The 17,342-nt window shown below is 40.6% G+C and carries 18 protein-coding genes and 1 pseudogene; 16 read left to right on the plus strand and 3 right to left on the minus strand.

The annotated features are described in order from the left end of the window. Positions 1 to 359 precede the first annotated feature (359 nt). The 9 genes from ureE (at position 360) to ureC (ending at position 6,702) form a co-directional block, all read left to right on the plus strand. Positions 360 to 842, plus strand: a complete 483-nt coding sequence (gene ureE, locus ACO1B7_RS12530) for an urease accessory protein UreE (protein WP_129717168.1) — start codon at positions 360 to 362, stop codon at positions 840 to 842. Further along, positions 829 to 1,494 (plus strand): urease accessory protein UreF, encoded by a 666-nt coding sequence (locus tag ACO1B7_RS12535; RefSeq protein ID WP_004778087.1) that lies wholly within the window; start codon positions 829 to 831, stop codon positions 1,492 to 1,494. Before ureE ends, ACO1B7_RS12535 begins: the two co-directional genes overlap by 14 nt. 18 nt (positions 1,495 to 1,512) lie before the next feature. Further along, positions 1,513 to 2,127: an urease accessory protein UreG gene (gene ureG, locus ACO1B7_RS12540; RefSeq protein WP_004778085.1), complete on the plus strand. Its 615-nt coding sequence runs from the start codon at positions 1,513 to 1,515 to the stop codon at positions 2,125 to 2,127. A 12-nt stretch (positions 2,128 to 2,139) separates the two neighbouring features. Continuing rightward, positions 2,140 to 2,712 carry a HupE/UreJ family protein gene (locus tag ACO1B7_RS12545; protein ID WP_004778083.1) on the plus strand — a complete coding sequence of 191 codons (573 nt, stop codon included), beginning with the start codon at positions 2,140 to 2,142 and terminating at the stop codon, positions 2,710 to 2,712. 34 nt (positions 2,713 to 2,746) lie between these two features. Continuing rightward, entirely contained in the window at positions 2,747 to 3,649 is a 903-nt protein-coding gene (locus ACO1B7_RS12550; protein ID WP_423090225.1) for an urease accessory protein UreD, read from the plus strand. 159 nt (positions 3,650 to 3,808) lie between these two features. After that, positions 3,809 to 4,111 (plus strand): urease subunit gamma, encoded by a 303-nt coding sequence (gene ureA / locus ACO1B7_RS12555; protein WP_004778079.1) that lies wholly within the window; start codon positions 3,809 to 3,811, stop codon positions 4,109 to 4,111. 19 nt (positions 4,112 to 4,130) lie between these two features. Then, a complete protein-coding gene (locus ACO1B7_RS12560; protein ID WP_004778077.1) occupies positions 4,131 to 4,439 on the plus strand; it encodes an urease subunit beta in 309 nt (102 codons plus the stop codon). 89 nt (positions 4,440 to 4,528) lie between these two features. Then, positions 4,529 to 4,990: a GNAT family N-acetyltransferase gene (locus ACO1B7_RS12565; protein WP_108563965.1), complete on the plus strand. Its 462-nt coding sequence runs from the start codon at positions 4,529 to 4,531 to the stop codon at positions 4,988 to 4,990. A gap of 11 nt (positions 4,991 to 5,001) precedes the next feature. Further along, positions 5,002 to 6,702 (plus strand): urease subunit alpha, encoded by a 1,701-nt coding sequence (gene ureC, locus ACO1B7_RS12570; protein WP_004778074.1) that lies wholly within the window; start codon positions 5,002 to 5,004, stop codon positions 6,700 to 6,702. Positions 6,703 to 7,001: 299 nt separating this feature from the next. Here ureC and ACO1B7_RS12575 read toward each other — a convergent pair. Then, a protein-coding gene (locus ACO1B7_RS12575; protein ID WP_085940648.1) for an IS4-like element ISAba1 family transposase occupies positions 7,002 to 8,092 on the minus strand; the annotation gives its coding sequence in 2 pieces (ribosomal slippage) (positions 7,002 to 7,552 and positions 7,552 to 8,092; 1,092 coding nt in all). 101 nt (positions 8,093 to 8,193) lie between these two features. Here ACO1B7_RS12575 and aph(3'')-Ib point away from each other — a divergent pair. The 4 genes from aph(3'')-Ib (at position 8,194) to ACO1B7_RS12595 (ending at position 11,023) form a co-directional block, all read left to right on the plus strand. Further along, entirely contained in the window at positions 8,194 to 8,997 is an 804-nt protein-coding gene (gene aph(3'')-Ib / locus ACO1B7_RS12580; RefSeq protein WP_001082319.1) for an aminoglycoside O-phosphotransferase APH(3'')-Ib, read from the plus strand. Further along, positions 8,997 to 9,833, plus strand: a complete 837-nt coding sequence (locus ACO1B7_RS12585) for an aminoglycoside O-phosphotransferase APH(6)-Id (protein WP_000480968.1) — start codon at positions 8,997 to 8,999, stop codon at positions 9,831 to 9,833. Before aph(3'')-Ib ends, ACO1B7_RS12585 begins: the two co-directional genes overlap by 1 nt. A 141-nt stretch (positions 9,834 to 9,974) precedes the next feature. Further along, a complete protein-coding gene (locus tag ACO1B7_RS12590) occupies positions 9,975 to 10,397 on the plus strand; it encodes a hypothetical protein (RefSeq protein ID WP_000656635.1) in 423 nt (140 codons plus the stop codon). 215 nt (positions 10,398 to 10,612) lie between these two features. After that, entirely contained in the window at positions 10,613 to 11,023 is a 411-nt protein-coding gene (locus ACO1B7_RS12595; RefSeq protein ID WP_001057867.1) for a hypothetical protein, read from the plus strand. A 232-nt stretch (positions 11,024 to 11,255) separates the two neighbouring features. On the opposite strand, the gene ACO1B7_RS12600 is transcribed toward ACO1B7_RS12595, so the two are convergent. Beyond that, positions 11,256 to 11,786 (minus strand): conjugal transfer protein TraD, encoded by a 531-nt coding sequence (locus ACO1B7_RS12600; protein ID WP_000963725.1) that lies wholly within the window; start codon positions 11,784 to 11,786, stop codon positions 11,256 to 11,258. A gap of 453 nt (positions 11,787 to 12,239) precedes the next feature. Between ACO1B7_RS12600 and ACO1B7_RS12605 the strand changes: the two genes are divergently transcribed. Both ACO1B7_RS12605 and ACO1B7_RS12610 read left to right on the plus strand, forming a co-directional pair. Beyond that, positions 12,240 to 15,158, plus strand: coding sequence for an AAA family ATPase (locus ACO1B7_RS12605; protein ID WP_005119228.1), 2,919 nt, complete (start codon positions 12,240 to 12,242; stop codon positions 15,156 to 15,158). Positions 15,159 to 15,208: 50 nt separating this feature from the next. Beyond that, positions 15,209 to 15,646, plus strand: coding sequence for a hypothetical protein (locus ACO1B7_RS12610; RefSeq protein ID WP_000030933.1), 438 nt, complete (start codon positions 15,209 to 15,211; stop codon positions 15,644 to 15,646). 84 nt (positions 15,647 to 15,730) lie between these two features. On the opposite strand, the gene ACO1B7_RS12615 is transcribed toward ACO1B7_RS12610, so the two are convergent. Next, positions 15,731 to 16,435 carry an IS6-like element IS1006 family transposase gene (locus ACO1B7_RS12615; RefSeq protein WP_001067784.1) on the minus strand — a complete coding sequence of 235 codons (705 nt, stop codon included), beginning with the start codon at positions 16,433 to 16,435 and terminating at the stop codon, positions 15,731 to 15,733. Positions 16,436 to 16,498: 63 nt separating this feature from the next. Here ACO1B7_RS12615 and ACO1B7_RS12620 point away from each other — a divergent pair. After that, a pseudogene (locus ACO1B7_RS12620) lies at positions 16,499 to 17,329 on the plus strand (IS91-like element ISCR2 family transposase); the annotation flags it as partial. Positions 17,330 to 17,342: the final 13 nt, after the last annotated feature.

The raw sequence follows: 17,342 nt of genomic DNA on the forward strand, positions 1-17,342 counted from the left end.
AGAAATTTTAGGTGCTAAACAAATTAATGCCTTACGTAAGGCCGGTCACTACCGACGAGATGTGTATTAATGCTTAGCTAGATTGGCATAAATTCTATTTCTACAATCCTCCATCGATGGGGGGATTTTTTTATGGCCATCTGAATAATTATCGGCAATCACATATTTTTTAATAATTAAGATGTCTTGCACGAAGCAAATTTCAAAATAATTAGATAGACACGGCAAAAATAAAACGCTTGGCAAAATAAGATTGGCATGAATAGTGCATTATTTTAATGCAAATCATTCATTTAATGCTGAATTTAGCATCAATTTAGTTCACGAATCACGATAAAAGAAATTGAGATTGGGTATTTATGAAAATCTATACGGAAAGACTTGAGGGTAATGTCGTACAAGAAAATGTTGAGATAGTTGAACTGACATTTGATACACGACAAAAGAGCCGTTTTCGTGCAACTTTAGCTAACGGGCACGATGTTGGTGCAGATTTACCCCGTACCGGCATTTTAAGGCACGGTTCATATATCGCAACTCAAGAGGGTGATGTACTGCGTGTCGATGCCAAAGCAGAAAAACTCATGAAAGTAGAAGCACCAAGCAGCTTTGATTTATTAAAAGCAGCGTATCACTTAGGTAATCGTCACGTCCCTTTAATGCTCACACCAACGGCGCTGTATTTTGAGCCAGATCATGTATTGGCTGAAATGATAATTGGACTTGGTTTAACGGTATATGAAACCATGCATCCATTTGAGCCTGAAAGCGGTGCTTATGCACAGCATCAGCATGATCACAGATTAAGCCCAATTAAGGCTTTGCATCATGTTCACACCTAATGCTTCACAGCTTTTAAGTCTGTTGACTTTGTCCTCAACGGCACTACCAATTGGGGCGTACTGTTATTCTCAAGGGGTAGAAAGTGCGATTGATCAGAGCTTAATTTTTGATGAAACCTCGAGCATTACTTATTTTGAAGAAGTGCTTGAAATGCTTTTGGTACGGTTTGAGCTGCCCGTTTTGAAACGCCTAATAATATCTTTTGATCAGCCTGAGCAGTTTGAATACTGGGCGCAGTTATATAGAGCAAGTCGAGAAAGCAAAGAGTTATTGGCTGAATCACAGCAATTGGCATTTTCATTAAATGCGTGGATTCGTGATGTGCTGAAAAAGCCTGTGAAATTAAAAAAGCAGATCGGTTTCGTACCCATCTATGCGCATCTTTGTGGGCAACTCGAACTTGATGTTGCAGAGGTTTTGACTGCTTATACCTTTACCGTACTTGAAAATCAGGTGTTGGCTGCCGTGAAAACTGTACCACTTGGACAGATGAGTGGACAACGGATTTTATGGCATGTTCATGGGCTGATTCCAGAGGCAATTGAACGTGCTTTAGCACTGCAAGATGCTGAACTCAGTAGCGCCTTACCTAATTACGCCATGCTCAGTATGGCACACGAAACACAATATTCACGATTATTTAGATCTTAAAAATAAAGGACATTTCACATGACAGAACGTAGCCCATTACGCGTAGGTATTGGCGGTCCAGTTGGTTCAGGTAAAACAGCGCTTACTTTAAATTTATGTCAGGCACTGCGTGAAAAATACAATATGGCGGTGGTGACCAATGATATTTATACCAAAGAAGATTCCAACTTTTTAACACGCCATGAAGCTATGTCACCTGAGCGTATTGTTGGTGTAGAAACAGGTGGTTGCCCGCATACCGCAATTCGTGAGGACGCCTCCATTAACCTAGCGGCTATTGATGACCTGTGCGAAAAATTTGATGGCCTTGAACTGATCATTATTGAAAGTGGCGGTGATAATTTGGCAGCAACATTTAGCCCGGAACTTTCAGATTTAACCCTGTATGTAATTGATGTGGCGGGTGGGGAGAAAATTCCGCGTAAAGGTGGCCCCGGTATTACCAAATCTGATTTGTTAATCATAAACAAAACCGACCTTGCACCAATGGTTGGAGCAAATTTAGATGTGATGGATCAAGACGCGAAACGTATGCGCGGTGAAAAACCTTTTCTATTTTCCAATATGAAAACTAAAGATGGCTTAAATGACATCATCAGCTTTATTGAGAAACAAGGTTTGTTTAAAGCATAAGGGGCATCCACTATGAAGTTATTATTGCAAAGAATTACCTTCACATCGTTGGCATTCTTTCCCTTGGTAGCAATGGCGCATCCAGGCCATGAGCATAGCCATAATAGTTTTATCAGCGGTTTTGTGCATCCATTTACAGGGCTTGATCATCTAATGATGGCGTTAGCATTTGGCGTATTGATTTGGACTGCACACCAGCGCTGGAAATGGGCCGGATTATTCGGTTTATCTGCCGCAATGATTGTCGGTTTTATGATCGGTGCACAATTCAACTTAGCAACAGCAATTGCTGAAAACGGCATTATTGCGTCGTTAATTGTATTGGCTGTTGCTCTTTGGACCAAAACCAATAAAGCCGTTCCTTTTATTGCTGCACTTTTGGCCGGTTTTCATGGCATCGCACATGGTACGGAACTTGGCCAAAGCGGTCAGGCAGTTTTACTGGTCGTTGGTATGGTTACAGCGATGGCATCTATATACGTATTCGGTTTGCTCGTCGGCGCATTTATTCAAAAATATGTGCCTTATGGTAAGCAAATGATTGGTGCTTTGACAGCTATTGTTGCTGTAATTGGTTTAGCTTGATGCCTCATTCATCTCAAATAATAGGGAGATGCAAATGAATGATCTGGTATTAAGCGAAACAAAATTTATATCGACACAACAGCAGCATAACAGCCAACTGTGGTATGCCTGTTTGGAACTTGGTTTTGCCTATCAAGTACAGTCAAATCGAACCGTATTACAGCATCGCAAGCATCATGGGCCTGTACGCGTTCAGAAGATGTTGTGGCCTGAAAAAACTGGTATTTGCCATGCAATTATTGTGCATCCACCAGCAGGAATTGCTGGCGGAGACCATCTGACTTTTGATATGAAAGTTGAGGCGAATGCGCATGCGTTAGTTACCACGCCCGGTGCAGGAAAATGGTACAAAACCAATGGCAAGCAAGCCTATCAGCATATTCATATACATGTCGCAGCACAGGCGACATTTGAATGGTTACCGCAAGAAACCATGCTTTTTGATGGTGCCAATGCAGACTCTGAAACACATATTCATCTAGATGAAATGGCCAGTTTTATTGGGTGGGATATGTTGGTCATCGGTCGACAAGCACATGGTGAAATTTTTCAGCAAGGGCAATACCAAAGCAAATTTAGGCTGTATCGTGCAGACAAATTATTGGTTGCAGATAGTTTAAATTTTAAGGGGCAGGATCGGTGGCTTACATCCTGTTTAGGTATGAATGGACATGCTGTGATGGGAAGTTTCTGGGCAGTAGCACCATCGCGTTTAAGGCAAACAACATTACTGGCTGAACATATCGAATTAATCCGTGAATTGATTATGCGGATGAATCTAGCGGTGACTTTAACCCTGTTAGATGATGTGATTTGTGCACGTTATTTAGGCGATGATGTACGTGAATGCCATGATGCTTTTGCAGCAGTCCGTGCCCGTTTAAGACGCTATTGGTATGACCTAGCAGAAGAATTCCCACGGATTTGGCGCACTTAAGTTTTGCCATCATTGGAAAGTAGATAGGTCTAGCAAGATTAATAGATTAAGTGTTCATTTTACCTTTGGGTTAGGACACTAAAAATCAAAACGTGCGAGAGCGAAAGAAGAATTTGCACGCATTTTGCATTCTACATTTTAGAAGATTAGGAAATTGTTATGGAACTTAATCCAACTGAAAAAGATAAATTATTAATTTTTACCGCAGGCCTTGTTGCTGAGCGTCGTAAAGCGCGTGGATTAAAATTGAATTATCCAGAATCAATTGCATTTATTTCAGCAGCACTGCTTGAGGGCGCACGCGATGGCATGTCCGTGAGCGAGTTAATGCATTACGGCACAACCTTGTTAAGTCGTGAAGATGTCATGGATGGTGTCGCGGAAATGATTGCAGAAGTGCAGGTCGAAGCTACTTTTCCAGATGGTTCAAAGTTAGTCACAGTTCATCAACCCATTGTCTAATAAAAATAAGGAGTAAGCCATGATTCCTGGTGAAATTATTACGCCTGATTCAGACATTGAAATGAATGTCGGACGAGAAACACTGAAAATGCGTGTTGCTAATGCAGGCGATCGACCAATTCAAGTCGGTTCTCATTTTCACTTTGCTGAAGCCAATGATGCTTTGCAATTTAATCGAGAGCAAGCTAGAGGCTATCGACTCAACATCGCTGCTGGAACAGCAGTTCGTTTTGAACCGGGCCAAAGTCGAGATATCGAATTGGTTGCACTTGCAGGTAAACGTGAGGTGTATGGGTTTGCAGGGCGTGTTATGGGTAAATTGGATTAACTATTTTTATGCTCAAGTGTCTTGTTGAACAATTAAATTATTGTTAGTAATAAGTTCAATAAGTACATGAAAAAGCATAAGAGAATTAAATGTTAATAATGAAAATACGCCCAGCAACTGTTGATGATGTTGAAGCCATCGCTGCTGTTATTGAACCTTTTGTCGATTATGTTGTCATGACTGAAGAAGGACGTGAACGCTTTAAACCTGATATGTTGAAAAACATCTTCCAACAACCACTTATTCATTATTTTGTGGCAGAAATTAATGAAGAAATCGTTGGGAATTTGGCGTATATCGCTCCATCTCATGTCATGCATTATTTCTTAAAAGCTGAATATCACGGTCAAGGTTATGGTCGACAAATGTGGGACTTTTTAGAGCAAGAAATACTTAAAAATGATCCCGATATAATCACAATAAATTCAAGTCATTATGCACTCGATATTTATAAAAAATATGGATTTGAAGTGGTCGGTGCGCTAACGGAGAAATGGGGTATTCAATTTATTCCGATGCAAAAGCTGCTAAAGCCAAAAAATCTAGAATAGGAAATATATTAATGAAAATGTCTCGCCGTGCTTATGCGGAAATGTTTGGCCCTACAGTAGGTGATAGAGTTCGCTTAGCTGATACAGAATTGTTTATTCAAGTTGAACAAGACCTCACGACTTATGGTGAAGAAGTTAAATTTGGCGGTGGCAAGGTCATTCGCGATGGTATGGGACAGTCACAATTATTGTCTGATGAGGTCGCTGATACCGTCATTACCAATGCTTTAATTGTCGATTGGTGGGGTATTGTCAAAGCCGATGTTGGACTTAAAAATGGTCGTATCTGGAAAATAGGTAAAGCAGGTAACCCTGATATTCAACCTGACATTACAATTCCTTTAGGTGCAGCAACTGAAGTCATCGCAGGTGAAGGACAAATCTTAACGGCGGGAGGGATAGATACTCACATTCATTGGATTTGCCCACAACAAGTTGAAACAGCACTAATGTCAGGCACAACTACAATGATTGGTGGTGGTACAGGCCCCGCCGCAGGAACATCTGCAACCACAGTAACTCCAGGCCCATGGCATATTGCGACCATGCTACAAGCTATTGATGATTTACCTATGAATATTGGTCTGTTAGGTAAAGGCAACTTGAGTCAGCCAGAACCAATCGCTGAACAAATCAAAGCCGGTGTGGTGGGTTTAAAATTACATGAAGACTGGGGATCGACGCCAGCCGCGATTGATAACTGTCTAAGTGTGGCGGATCAATACGATGTACAAGTTGCCATTCACACAGACACACTAAATGAAAGTGGCTTTCTAGAAGAAACCTTAGCAGCATTTAATAACCGGACCATCCACACTTACCATACTGAGGGTGCGGGCGGTGGTCACGCACCAGATATTTTAAAAGCAATTGGTCAACCCAATGTTTTACCATCTTCAACCAATCCCACACGTCCATATACCGTCAATACCATTGATGAACATTTAGATATGTTGATGGTTTGCCACCATTTAGACCCTGCAATTTCTGAAGATGTTGCTTTTGCTGAAAGTCGGATTCGCCGTGAAACTATTGCTGCAGAAGATATCTTGCAGGATATGGGCGCAATTGCCATGATGTCTTCCGACTCGCAAGCGATGGGGCGTGTGGGTGAAGTAATATTACGTACTTGGCAGACAGCACATAAAATGAAAGTGCAACGCGGCCCACTCGAAGGTGATAATCAAAATCACGATAACAATCGTGTGAAGCGCTATATTGCTAAATATACGATTAATCCTGCCATTACCCATGGATTAAGCCATGAAGTTGGTTCGATTGAAGTGGGTAAATTAGCCGATATTGTTTTATGGAAGCCTGCATTTTTTGGTGTTAAGCCCTCGATGATTATTAAAGGCGGAATGATTGCAGCTGCGCCGATGGGTGATATTAATGCTTCAATTCCAACGCCACAGCCTGTGCATTATCGTCCGATGTTTGGCGCTTACCCTCGTGGCGTACATAACACCTGCATTACCTTTTTATCGCAAGTGGCAATAGAGCAAGGCGTACATGAACAATTGGCTTTAAAGAAGTTGATTAGTCCTTGTAAAGCCACGCGTAATATCTCGAAAGCAGATATGAAGTTAAATACTTATTGTCCTGTAATGGAGGTTGACCCTGAGATTTATGAAGTACGTGCAGATGGTGTGCATTTGACTTGTGAGCCTGCGGAAGTGTTACCAATGGCGCAGCGTTACTTCTTATTTTAATCATTTCCAAAACACTATTTCACAAAGCCTTTCTGAATATGAAAGGCTTCTCTTTTTTAAATTTTAGTATTTTTGAAAAGTAAATAATCTTTAAAATATGAAAATACGACTACCTCTATAAGGGCTAACAATCCAAAAAATGTAAAATTTAATAATTTATGATTATACCCATCTACCAATAAGTGTAAAAAAACAAATGAAATCATGATTCCACAGGCAAGTCTTAAAAGATTAATGCAGATATCAAATAAGCCAAGGGAAAGTTTTTTTAATAAAATTTTCTCTGTACACGACAAATTTCACAGAACCCTTATCCTATCAGGATTCTGCTTTCTTAAAATTGCCAAAATTTCCTTAAACTCTTCTTTTTTCCCAAAACCAATTAAACGCTGAATCGCCATTTGAACATAGTCTAAACCATAGCGAAATAAACTCATTGAGAGTCGTCCATGCTTCTTTATTTTTATCGCTTTTTTTTGATTATGTTGCCATTCACCCGTTAAGTAACACCAACAGAAGCTTATAGCTAACACCGCAATCAATTTTTTCACTCGTCTAGGGTCTGTCAAGCGCGTATTTTCAAGATTAAACCCGCGTCCTTTGAGACAACTGAATAAGGTTTCAATTTCCCAGCGTAATGCATAATCCTGAATAGCATTGGCATTAAACTGAGGAGAAACGACGAGTAAAAGCTCTCCATTTTCTAACTGTAGTGCACTTATATATAGTTTCACCCGACCAACCAAAATCCGTCGTTTACGACATTCAATTTGACCAACTTTAAGATGGCGAAATAAATCACTAATTTTATGATTCTTTCCTAAATGATTGGTGACAATGAAGTTTTTTTAACACGAATGCAGAAGTTGATGTCTTGTTCAATTAACCATGTAAACCACTGCTCACCGATAAACTCTCTGTCTGCGAACACATTCACAATACGGTCTTTACCAAAAATGGCTATAAAGCGTTGAATCAAAGCAATACGCTCTTTCGTATCTGAATTTCCACGTTTATTAAGCAATGTCCAAAGGATAGGTATCGCTATTCCACGATAAACGATTGCGAGCATCAGGATATTAATATTTCGTTTTCCCCATTTCCAATTGGTTCTATCTAAAGTCAGTTGCACTTGGTCGAATGAAAACATATTGAAAATCAACTGAGAAATTTGACGATAATCAAAATACTGACCTGCAAAGAAGCGCTGCATACGTCGATAAAATGATTGTGGTAAACACTTGATGGGCAAGGCTTTAGATGCAGAAGAAAGATTACATGTTTGCTTTAAAATAATCACAAGCATGATGAGCGCAAAGCACTTTAAATGTGACTTGTTCCATTTTAGAGATTTGTTTAAGATAAGATATAACTCATTGAGATGTGTCATAGTATTCGTCGTTAGAAAACAATTATTGTGACATTATTTCAATGAGTTATCTATTTTTGTCGTGTACAGAGCGCTTCATCAGAAAACTGAAGGAACCTCCATTGAATCGAACTAATATTTTTTTTGGTGAATCGCATTCTGACTGGTTGCCTGTCAGAGGCGGAGAATCTGGTGATTTTGTTTTTCGACGTGGTGACGGGCATGCCTTCGCGAAAATCGCACCTGCTTCCCGCCGCGGTGAGCTCGCTGGAGAGCGTGACCGCCTCATTTGGCTCAAAGGTCGAGGTGTGGCTTGCCCCGAGGTGATCAACTGGCAGGAGGAACAGGAGGGTGCATGCTTGGTGATAACGGCAATTCCGGGAGTACCGGCGGCTGATCTGTCTGGAGCGGATTTGCTCAAAGCGTGGCCGTCAATGGGGCAGCAACTTGGCGCTGTTCACAGCCTATCGGTTGATCAATGTCCGTTTGAGCGCAGGCTGTCGCGAATGTTCGGACGCGCCGTTGATGTGGTGTCCCGCAATGCCGTCAATCCCGACTTCTTACCGGACGAGGACAAGAGTACGCCGCAGCTCGATCTTTTGGCTCGTGTCGAACGAGAGCTACCGGTGCGGCTCGACCAAGAGCGCACCGATATGGTTGTTTGCCATGGTGATCCCTGCATGCCGAACTTCATGGTGGACCCTAAAACTCTTCAATGCACGGGTCTGATCGACCTTGGGCGGCTCGGAACAGCAGATCGCTATGCCGATTTGGCACTCATGATTGCTAACGCCGAAGAGAACTGGGCAGCGCCAGATGAAGCAGAGCGCGCCTTCGCTGTCCTATTCAATGTATTGGGGATCGAAGCCCCCGACCGCGAACGCCTTGCCTTCTATCTGCGATTGGACCCTCTGACTTGGGGTTGATGTTCATGCCGCCTGTTTTTCCTGCTCATTGGCACGTTTCGCAACCTGTTCTCATTGCGGACACCTTTTCCAGCCTCGTTTGGAAAGTTTCATTGCCAGACGGGACTCCTGCAATCGTCAAGGGATTGAAACCTATAGAAGACATTGCTGATGAACTGCGCGGGGCCGACTATCTGGTATGGCGCAATGGGAGGGGAGCAGTCCGGTTGCTCGGTCGTGAGAACAATCTGATGTTGCTCGAATATGCCGGGGAGCGAATGCTCTCTCACATCGTTGCCGAGCACGGCGACTACCAGGCGACCGAAATTGCAGCGGAACTAATGGCGAAGCTGTATGCCGCATCTGAGGAACCCCTGCCTTCTGCCCTTCTCCCGATCCGGGATCGCTTTGCAGCTTTGTTTCAGCGGGCGCGCGATGATCAAAACGCAGGTTGTCAAACTGACTACGTCCACGCGGCGATTATAGCCGATCAAATGATGAGCAATGCCTCGGAACTGCGTGGGCTACATGGCGATCTGCATCATGAAAACATCATGTTCTCCAGTCGCGGCTGGCTGGTGATAGATCCCGTCGGTCTGGTCGGTGAAGTGGGCTTTGGCGCCGCCAATATGTTCTACGATCCGGCTGACAGAGACGACCTTTGTCTCGATCCTAGACGCATTGCACAGATGGCGGACGCATTCTCTCGTGCGCTGGACGTCGATCCGCGTCGCCTGCTCGACCAGGCGTACGCTTATGGGTGCCTTTCCGCAGCTTGGAACGCGGATGGAGAAGAGGAGCAACGCGATCTAGCTATCGCGGCCGCGATCAAGCAGGTGCGACAGACGTCATACTAGATATCAAGCGACTTCTCCTATCCCCTGGGAACACATCAATCTTACCGGAGAATATCGTTGGCCAAAGCCTTAGCGTAGGATTTCGCCCTCTCCCGCAAACGACCCCCTTTTATCTACACTAGATTTAAAACAGTTGAACGTATGAAAGAAGCTGTTTCTCAAAATATTCAATCAGACAACTTGAGCCATCAAAACGCCATCAAGAACAAGGAAGAACAAAAAGCCCGAATTAAAAAATTCCGTGATCAGTTAGAGATCGGGACGATCTTATATACCTCATGGGGATATGAGCAAACAAATGTAGACTTCTATCAAGTTATTGAGAAAAGCCGGGCATATTGTGTCATCCGTGAACTTAAACAGGCTTATGATGCAACAGGTTCAATGCAAGGTTATGTTGTGCCTTTACCGAATGAATTTACCAGCAAAGAGCCAATGAAAAAAAAGATCATGGATAACTATATCGTGATTCATCAGTCTGCAAATGCAACAGTATTAGATTTTGAATTATTGCCGACAGGTACAAAAGTTTATAAACGCTGCTATACATCATCATACGCATAAAACAGTTGACCCCCTGAAGGGGGTCAATTCACTACAGAGGAAAATATGAAGCATTCAAAATTAATATATAAAGATTGGCAATTATATTTAAGGCTCTTATTTGAAAATAAATAGGGGTAATAGTCACCCGCATTTTTTTGATGTTTAGATTTCTAATGCTTCAAAAAAATGCGGTTCATTGCGTATCATATAATGAATATTAAGGAACTGAAAAAATGAATAATGCTCAATTCAAAATTGAATGCTTCAGAAATGGTTTATATAGCCCAGAGCAAATAATTGAATTTTACAAGGTAGTCCACACGGAAGAAACTAAGTACAATAGCCGTGATGCTCAACTTTGGATTAATGGGAAAAGCTCTAGGGAATATCAAATTGACCCTAAAGCAATTCAAATTGTAGATATGCTTAATGCAATCAGATCGGAAGTAATTGCAAAAGAAAAAGAGCGTATAGAACTTGGCAATCCAAGATATAAATATCTATTCAAAGGTGAACAAGCACTATGGTCGGAGCATCAGGAATTTATAAATTTACCTGTCAATTTTTATAATTCAATAATGGTTGAGCTAGGTAAAAAAGATTTAATTTATTTTGAATTTTCAAAAAAAGATATTGAATCCTAAACGATAGAGCAGAGCAAAGTGTCTACTTTGCGAACTGAAAAATCTGAAAAATCCTCCCTTCTCTGATTACTGTTGAATGGGGCAAGCGAAGCAGACAAAATCTGTGATTTTGGCTAGCTGACCGCAGACCCGCAACTACTTCCATGTTACCTATAAGCGGGATTAACAAAGCAATCCCGCAGGGTTGCGACTGAAAAAAATTAAATTATATTTTTACCAGTTTGAATATTCTTTAATTTGTAGAGCCTGAATTATCAACTAGAGTTGATTTAGATTTTTTTGATTGTTCCCGATCAGCAATAAATTTGTCACCAGCAATTTTTAAACTGTCAAAATGTTGGGGATTGGATTTATATGATTCAAGAGCCTTTAAAAGAACACCAGTAATAATTCCTTTATCTTCAGTTGGGAAATCTACTATTTCAAAAAGCGCACCAATTGAAATTAATTTATGTTCACGTTTTTTGCGATCTTTAACTTGAGCAGCTTGAGCATCTTTTTTCAAACTAGCTAAAAGTTTTTTTTCATCTTCCTTAATTTTTTCTAATTCTAAACGTGCTTTATGTTTTTTAAATTCATTTTTCATTACACGTTCAAATGAACTAATTTGCTGCTTTGTTGGTGAGCCTGATTCAATACTTTTAACAAGTGACAAAATTAAATCTTCAGTTTGGTTTCTATTCTCTAATCCCTTCAAACGAGAGATTTCATCAGTTACAAACTTTTTTTGATCTTCAGTAAATTTTAGATTTTCGATAGCCATTGCCACTTCCTCATTGTCAATATTTTTAAATCATAGCATAACTAAAAATAGAGGAAATCTATTACAGCACTAAACAACAAAAATCATATTAAATTATTAATTTCTGACTTTTACAATTAAAGAAATATTTATTCTGAGTATGACTTGAATTGAAAAATATTTAGCCAGGTGATCATTTTTTATAGGATTTTTAAAATTTTAAAATTGGCTTTCAGTCCTTTAGTTTAAAAAATATCCTAATGTCTATCTAATAACAAAAAATTACAGTTTATAGCTTAAAAAAATCCTTATTAATCGTGTCACTTATAGACCCTCAGATTTGGGGTTTCTGAACTATGGGTTATCACCTTGTAGCGAATATATATTGAAGTTATCATGACAACAGCAGTTGGAATGCACGCTTCCGCGTTTCTCTCCGAGAAACAAAAAAAGCAGATTCAAAATAGGCGAATTATGGCGATTTATCACTTATCAGTTAAATCAGGTAGGCAATACGGTTCTTCGGGAAGTCGAGGGGCAAGCCATTACGCTTATATAAATCGTGAAGGTAAATACAAAAGAGAAGATTTAGAAAATATAAAATCAGGAAATTTACCAAATTGGGCTAAAGATGCTGCTCATTTTTGGAAGTCAGCAGATAAGAACGAACGCATTAATGGACGTATTTATACTGAATTGGAAATTTCATTGCCTAGAGAATTGAATAAAGAACAACGTGAAGAATTAGTACAGGAATTTGTAGATAAGACTTTAGGTAAAAACTTCACATATTCCTATGCAATTCATAGCCCATTAGCAAGTGATGGTGAACAAAATCCTCATATTCATTTGATGTTTAGTGAAAGAAAATTAGATGGTATTGATCGTGACGAAGTACAACACTTTAAACGCTACAATCCGACTAATCCTGAAAAGGGCGGGGCAGGTAAAGATCGCTATTTTTCATCTAAAGTTTTTGTGGCAGATACACGCTTATCATGGGCTAACCATGTAAACGATTTTTGCGAAAATTTAGGTCTTGATGCTCGTATAGATCATAGAAGTTATAAGGCTCAGGGGCTTGAATTATCCAGTCAAAACTTCAGGGCTGATTATGTTAGTAATCATAAATATTTCATTAATGAAAATATAAAAAATATACGTCATCAAAATGGCGAAATTATTATTGAGCGTCCTTCGGAAGTTATTAGAGCTTTAACTTCTAATCAGTCTGTATTTACTGCCCGTGATCTTGAGCGTTTTGTTATGGCTCATACTGACAGTCAAGAACAATATCTTAAAGCCTATGAAGCTGTAATGACTTGTCCTGATATGGCAATGTTGTTTGGGAAAGATAAGGTTGTATTCTCATCAAAAGAATTGGTCGGAATTGAAGATTCTATTACTGCATTTATCTACAATGCCAATGAGCAAAGTCGAGTACAGAAGCCATTTAATTTAACTGAAAAATTCACTTTAAATGCTGTAAAAATTGCTGATAAAAGAACATTCAATAGAGAGCAAGAAGCAGCCTATTATACTTTGACTTCTACTGATCGAATCTCATTGCTAAATGGTTCGGCTGGTACTGGTAAGTCTTATGTTCTTAGTGCTGTTTCTGAAGCCTTCAAAACTTCAGATTATAAAGTTCATGGTATTGCTTTGCAGGCAATTACAGCTAGAGCTATTTCTGACGATTGTAATATTCCAAGCAGTACAATTGCTTCATTCCTTGCCCGATATGAAAGTGGTAATTTTGAGATCAATAATAAGACTGTCTTGATCTTAGATGAAGCGGGGATGGTCGGCTCAAGAGACATGCAAAAACTTCTCATGATCGTAGAGAAGCATGATGCTCAAATAAAACTTGTTGGTGATAGTTATCAGTTAAGTGCTGTTAGTGCTGGTTCTGCTTTTGCTCATATTCAAGATAACCTTGATAAGAAAAATATTGCTTCATTAGAAAATATACAACGACAAAAATATGCGAAGGAATCAGAGAAAATGATTGAAGCATCTAAGTTGTTATCTAAGCATGAAGTTGACAAAGCATTAGATATTTATAAGACCATTAATGCTGTTAATGAATATGAATCTCACGATCTAGCACTAGCCAAAACTATTAAATCTTGGAGTGAAGATTCTAGCGAAAATAAGTTAATGCTTGCTCATTCAAATAATGATGTGAATGAATTAAACCGCATGGCAAGAAATGTATTAATTAAAAATGGTCAACTTTCTGCTACTGGTAATCATGTTAAAACTGCTTTCGGTGATATTGAAATTACTGTCGGAGAAAAAATTGTATTTAAGCAGAATGATTCAAAATTAAAAGTTAGCAATGGTGAAACAGCAAAAGTAATCGGTTTTGAAAAAGATAATCTTAATAACATTAAATTTATGATGGTTCAGTCAGATAGAAATAATGAGATCATTAAAGTAGATTTAAATGAATACAACCAATTTAAATATGGTTATGCAAATACTATTCACTCATCACAAGGTATGACTGTTGATAATGCCTATATTGTGGCGAGTGAGAACATGAATGCTAATTTAACTTATGTTGCTTTGACCCGACATAAACATAATGTCGAAATTAATTATTCTGCTATGTCGTTTACCACGAATGAAAAAGAATTCGTTAAACGTCCAGATGGGAAAATCTCATATGATCAGAATTACAATCCTGTTGAAAAAGAAGTTACACCTTTTGAAAACTTCAAAAAAGTTCTAGGACGATCAGAAAAGAAAGAATTTTCTACAGACTTCACTTTAGTAGACAAGCAAGAAAAATTGATCAAAGCATATCTGCAAGATCACCGCCACCATATTGAAGATAAGCGGGAGATATACGGAATTAACTCGAAGATACATGCTTTAACTTCAGAGAATCGTACATTCACGAAGGAAGAAATTGTTACCGAGGTTCGTGCGAATCTTAAATCTAAATCTATTTTAGGTGATGAGATCGGTAGCATTAGAGGTATGAAAATTGCAAAAGGTGAGCTTCTCAAACTTGAGGAAGGGTTACAGATCAAGACTGGATTCTTTAAGAAAGAAACCTTTGAGAAGGGAACAGAATTAAAGGTTCTTGATGCCTACAAGATGAAAGATAAACCAATGATTAAAGCTCGAATCAATGATATGGAATATGAGATTCCATTTGAAAAACTTTCTGTTAAGTATTCAGATCGGTACTTCACAGAGTTTAAAGATCAGAGCGCACACCGTTTTACTGCCCGCAATAAAACTGAAGTTTATAGCGAGTACCGTGAGCAGTTATTGAAGCAAAAGATTACTGCACCGGAAGAAAATTTGAATGCTCCTAATCACAAGATGAAGCTGCAAAGCAATCTTAATACTACCCCTAGAAATACACCTAGAATCTAACTTCACCTGGCATAAGCAAGTGAAAATAACAAACCATAAAAGACTTTTTAATGAGTAAAGATGATCATGATAAATTTGTATTATTCCTGATAGTTGTAGGCTTTATCGTGTTAGTTGTTTGCGGTCTTGCGTGGCAGGGAGCAGGCATCTTTAACTTGCCTTTCACAGTGATGCTATGGACTATCATTAGATTAATTATCGTGGTATCGCTTGTATTTATTACTGGAAAATTCGGTCTATCAAGAGAGTTTACTTTCCCCGCAGCAGCAGTAGGTTTAGCTTTTAGTTTATTCCCTGTCCTTGATCATATTGCGTTAGGTTATTCTGCTAAAAATTTCTATGAAACCACTAATTTTATGGGGCAAACGGTTCGGGAATTTGGTGCCAGTAAAATTACGGTCTGGTGGGGTTCGATTTATGCCAAAATAGCCTATGCTAGCCTTGCAGGTTTAATTGGATATGGTGTTAAGGTCGCCACTGATGATTAAAAAAGAAAAACCAACTTGAAGTTGGTTTTTTTGGCACTGTTGCAAATAGAGATTTGAGTCGATGATGTTCCCTTTAAAAAGTACTTAGAGACCGAAAACCCTGTTGATTAGACACACTTCACCCTGAGGCTGACCATAATAAAATGACGATGCTTGTCCTTTACGTAGTGCACGCATGACTTCAATACCTTTAATTGTGGCATAAGCCGTCTTCATAGATTTGAATCCTAATGTGGCCCTGATGATCCGCTTTAGCTTGCCATGATCACATTCAATCACGTTATTTTTATACTTAATCTGCCTGTGCTCAAGGTCTGGTGGACATTTACCTTCCCGTTTTAACCGTGATAAAGCACGTCCATATGTGGGTGCTTTATCCGTGTTGATCACTTGTGGAATTTGCCACTTCTTCACATTATTTAAAATTTTTCCAAGAAAACAATATGCTGATTTGGTATTACGTCTAGAAGAAAGATAAAAATCAATGGTATCGCCACGTTGATCGACTGCACGATACAGATAAGACCATCGTCCATTCACTTTTACATAGGTTTCATCAATATGCCACGAGCTCAGATCTGTAGGATTACGCCAATACCAGCGTAAACGTTTTTCTATTTCAGGAGCATAACGTTGAACCCAACGGTAAATAGTCGTGTGATCAACATTCACACCCCGTTCGGCCAGCATTTCCTGCAGTTCACGATAGCTAATGCCATATTTACAATACCAGCGCACAGCCCAAAGAATGATTTCGCCCTGAAAATGCCGACCATGGAAAGGATTCATATGCTGCACCTTTAGCTAAAACAGTCTTCAGCTTACCATTCGTGGTTATTTGCAACAGTGCCGCTGACGCACACCATCGCCCACCGGGTGGGTCGCTATCTGGAACGGCAAGGCCTGCTGGAACGGGATGTCGAAAACAGCTATCTGGCCTCGGATGCGGTGGATGACGACCCGATGACACCCCTGCTGGGGCACTCGATCACTTACCGTATCGCTGTCGGTTCACAGGCGGGGCGAAAGGTGTTCACTTTGCAAACTCTGCCGACCAGTGGTGATCCGTTCGGTGACGGGATTGGCAAGGTAGCCGGGTCCAGCCTGCACGCCGGCGTGGCGGCCAGGGCCGATGAACGCAAGAAGCTCGAACGGCTGTGCCGGTACATCAGCCGCCCGGCGGTATCCGAGAAGCGGCTGTCGTTAACACGAGGCGGCAACGTGCGCTACCAGCTCAAGACGCCGTACCGGGACGGCACCACGCACGTCATTTTCGAACCATTGGATTTCATTGCAAGGCTGGCCGCCCTGGTACCGAAGCCCAGAGTCAACCTAACCCGCTTCCACGGGGTGTTCGCACCCAACAGTCGGCACCGGGCGTTGGTCACGCCGGCAAAACGGGGCAGGGGCAACAAGGTCAGGGTGGCTGATGAACCGGCAACACCAGCACAACGGCGAGCGTCGATGACATGGGCGCAACGGCTCAAGCGTGTTTTCAATATCGACATCGAGACCTGCAGCGGCTGCGGCGGCGCCATGAAAGTCATCGCCTGCATTGAAGACCCTATAGTGATCAAGCAGATCCTTGATCACCTGAAGCACAAAGCCGAAACCAGCGGGACCAGGGCGTTACCCGAAAGCCGGGCGCCACCGGCTGAGCTGCTCCTGGGTCTGTTTGACTGACGAGCCTGAAGGC

Source organism: Acinetobacter lwoffii, from assembly GCF_049367455.1.
Taxonomy (GTDB): domain Bacteria; phylum Pseudomonadota; class Gammaproteobacteria; order Pseudomonadales; family Moraxellaceae; genus Acinetobacter; species Acinetobacter lwoffii_W.

Coding starts and splice junctions, on each gene's coding strand:
- ACO1B7_RS12610 (WP_000030933.1), top strand. CDS start 15,209: ATGAGTAAAGATGATCATGATAAATTTGTATTATTCCTGATAGTTGTA.
- ACO1B7_RS12585 (WP_000480968.1), top strand. CDS start 8,997: ATGTTCATGCCGCCTGTTTTTCCTGCTCATTGGCACGTTTCGCAACCT.
- ACO1B7_RS12600 (WP_000963725.1), bottom strand. CDS start 11,786: ATGGCTATCGAAAATCTAAAATTTACTGAAGATCAAAAAAAGTTTGTA.
- ACO1B7_RS12565 (WP_108563965.1), top strand. CDS start 4,529: ATGTTAATAATGAAAATACGCCCAGCAACTGTTGATGATGTTGAAGCC.
- ureE (WP_129717168.1), top strand. CDS start 360: ATGAAAATCTATACGGAAAGACTTGAGGGTAATGTCGTACAAGAAAAT.
- ACO1B7_RS12615 (WP_001067784.1), bottom strand. CDS start 16,435: ATGAATCCTTTCCATGGTCGGCATTTTCAGGGCGAAATCATTCTTTGG.
- ureA (WP_004778079.1), top strand. CDS start 3,809: ATGGAACTTAATCCAACTGAAAAAGATAAATTATTAATTTTTACCGCA.
- ACO1B7_RS12535 (WP_004778087.1), top strand. CDS start 829: ATGTTCACACCTAATGCTTCACAGCTTTTAAGTCTGTTGACTTTGTCC.
- ACO1B7_RS12550 (WP_423090225.1), top strand. CDS start 2,747: ATGAATGATCTGGTATTAAGCGAAACAAAATTTATATCGACACAACAG.
- ACO1B7_RS12595 (WP_001057867.1), top strand. CDS start 10,613: ATGAATAATGCTCAATTCAAAATTGAATGCTTCAGAAATGGTTTATAT.
- ACO1B7_RS12545 (WP_004778083.1), top strand. CDS start 2,140: ATGAAGTTATTATTGCAAAGAATTACCTTCACATCGTTGGCATTCTTT.
- ACO1B7_RS12590 (WP_000656635.1), top strand. CDS start 9,975: ATGAAAGAAGCTGTTTCTCAAAATATTCAATCAGACAACTTGAGCCAT.
- ureG (WP_004778085.1), top strand. CDS start 1,513: ATGACAGAACGTAGCCCATTACGCGTAGGTATTGGCGGTCCAGTTGGT.
- ureC (WP_004778074.1), top strand. CDS start 5,002: ATGAAAATGTCTCGCCGTGCTTATGCGGAAATGTTTGGCCCTACAGTA.
- ACO1B7_RS12605 (WP_005119228.1), top strand. CDS start 12,240: ATGGCGATTTATCACTTATCAGTTAAATCAGGTAGGCAATACGGTTCT.
- ACO1B7_RS12560 (WP_004778077.1), top strand. CDS start 4,131: ATGATTCCTGGTGAAATTATTACGCCTGATTCAGACATTGAAATGAAT.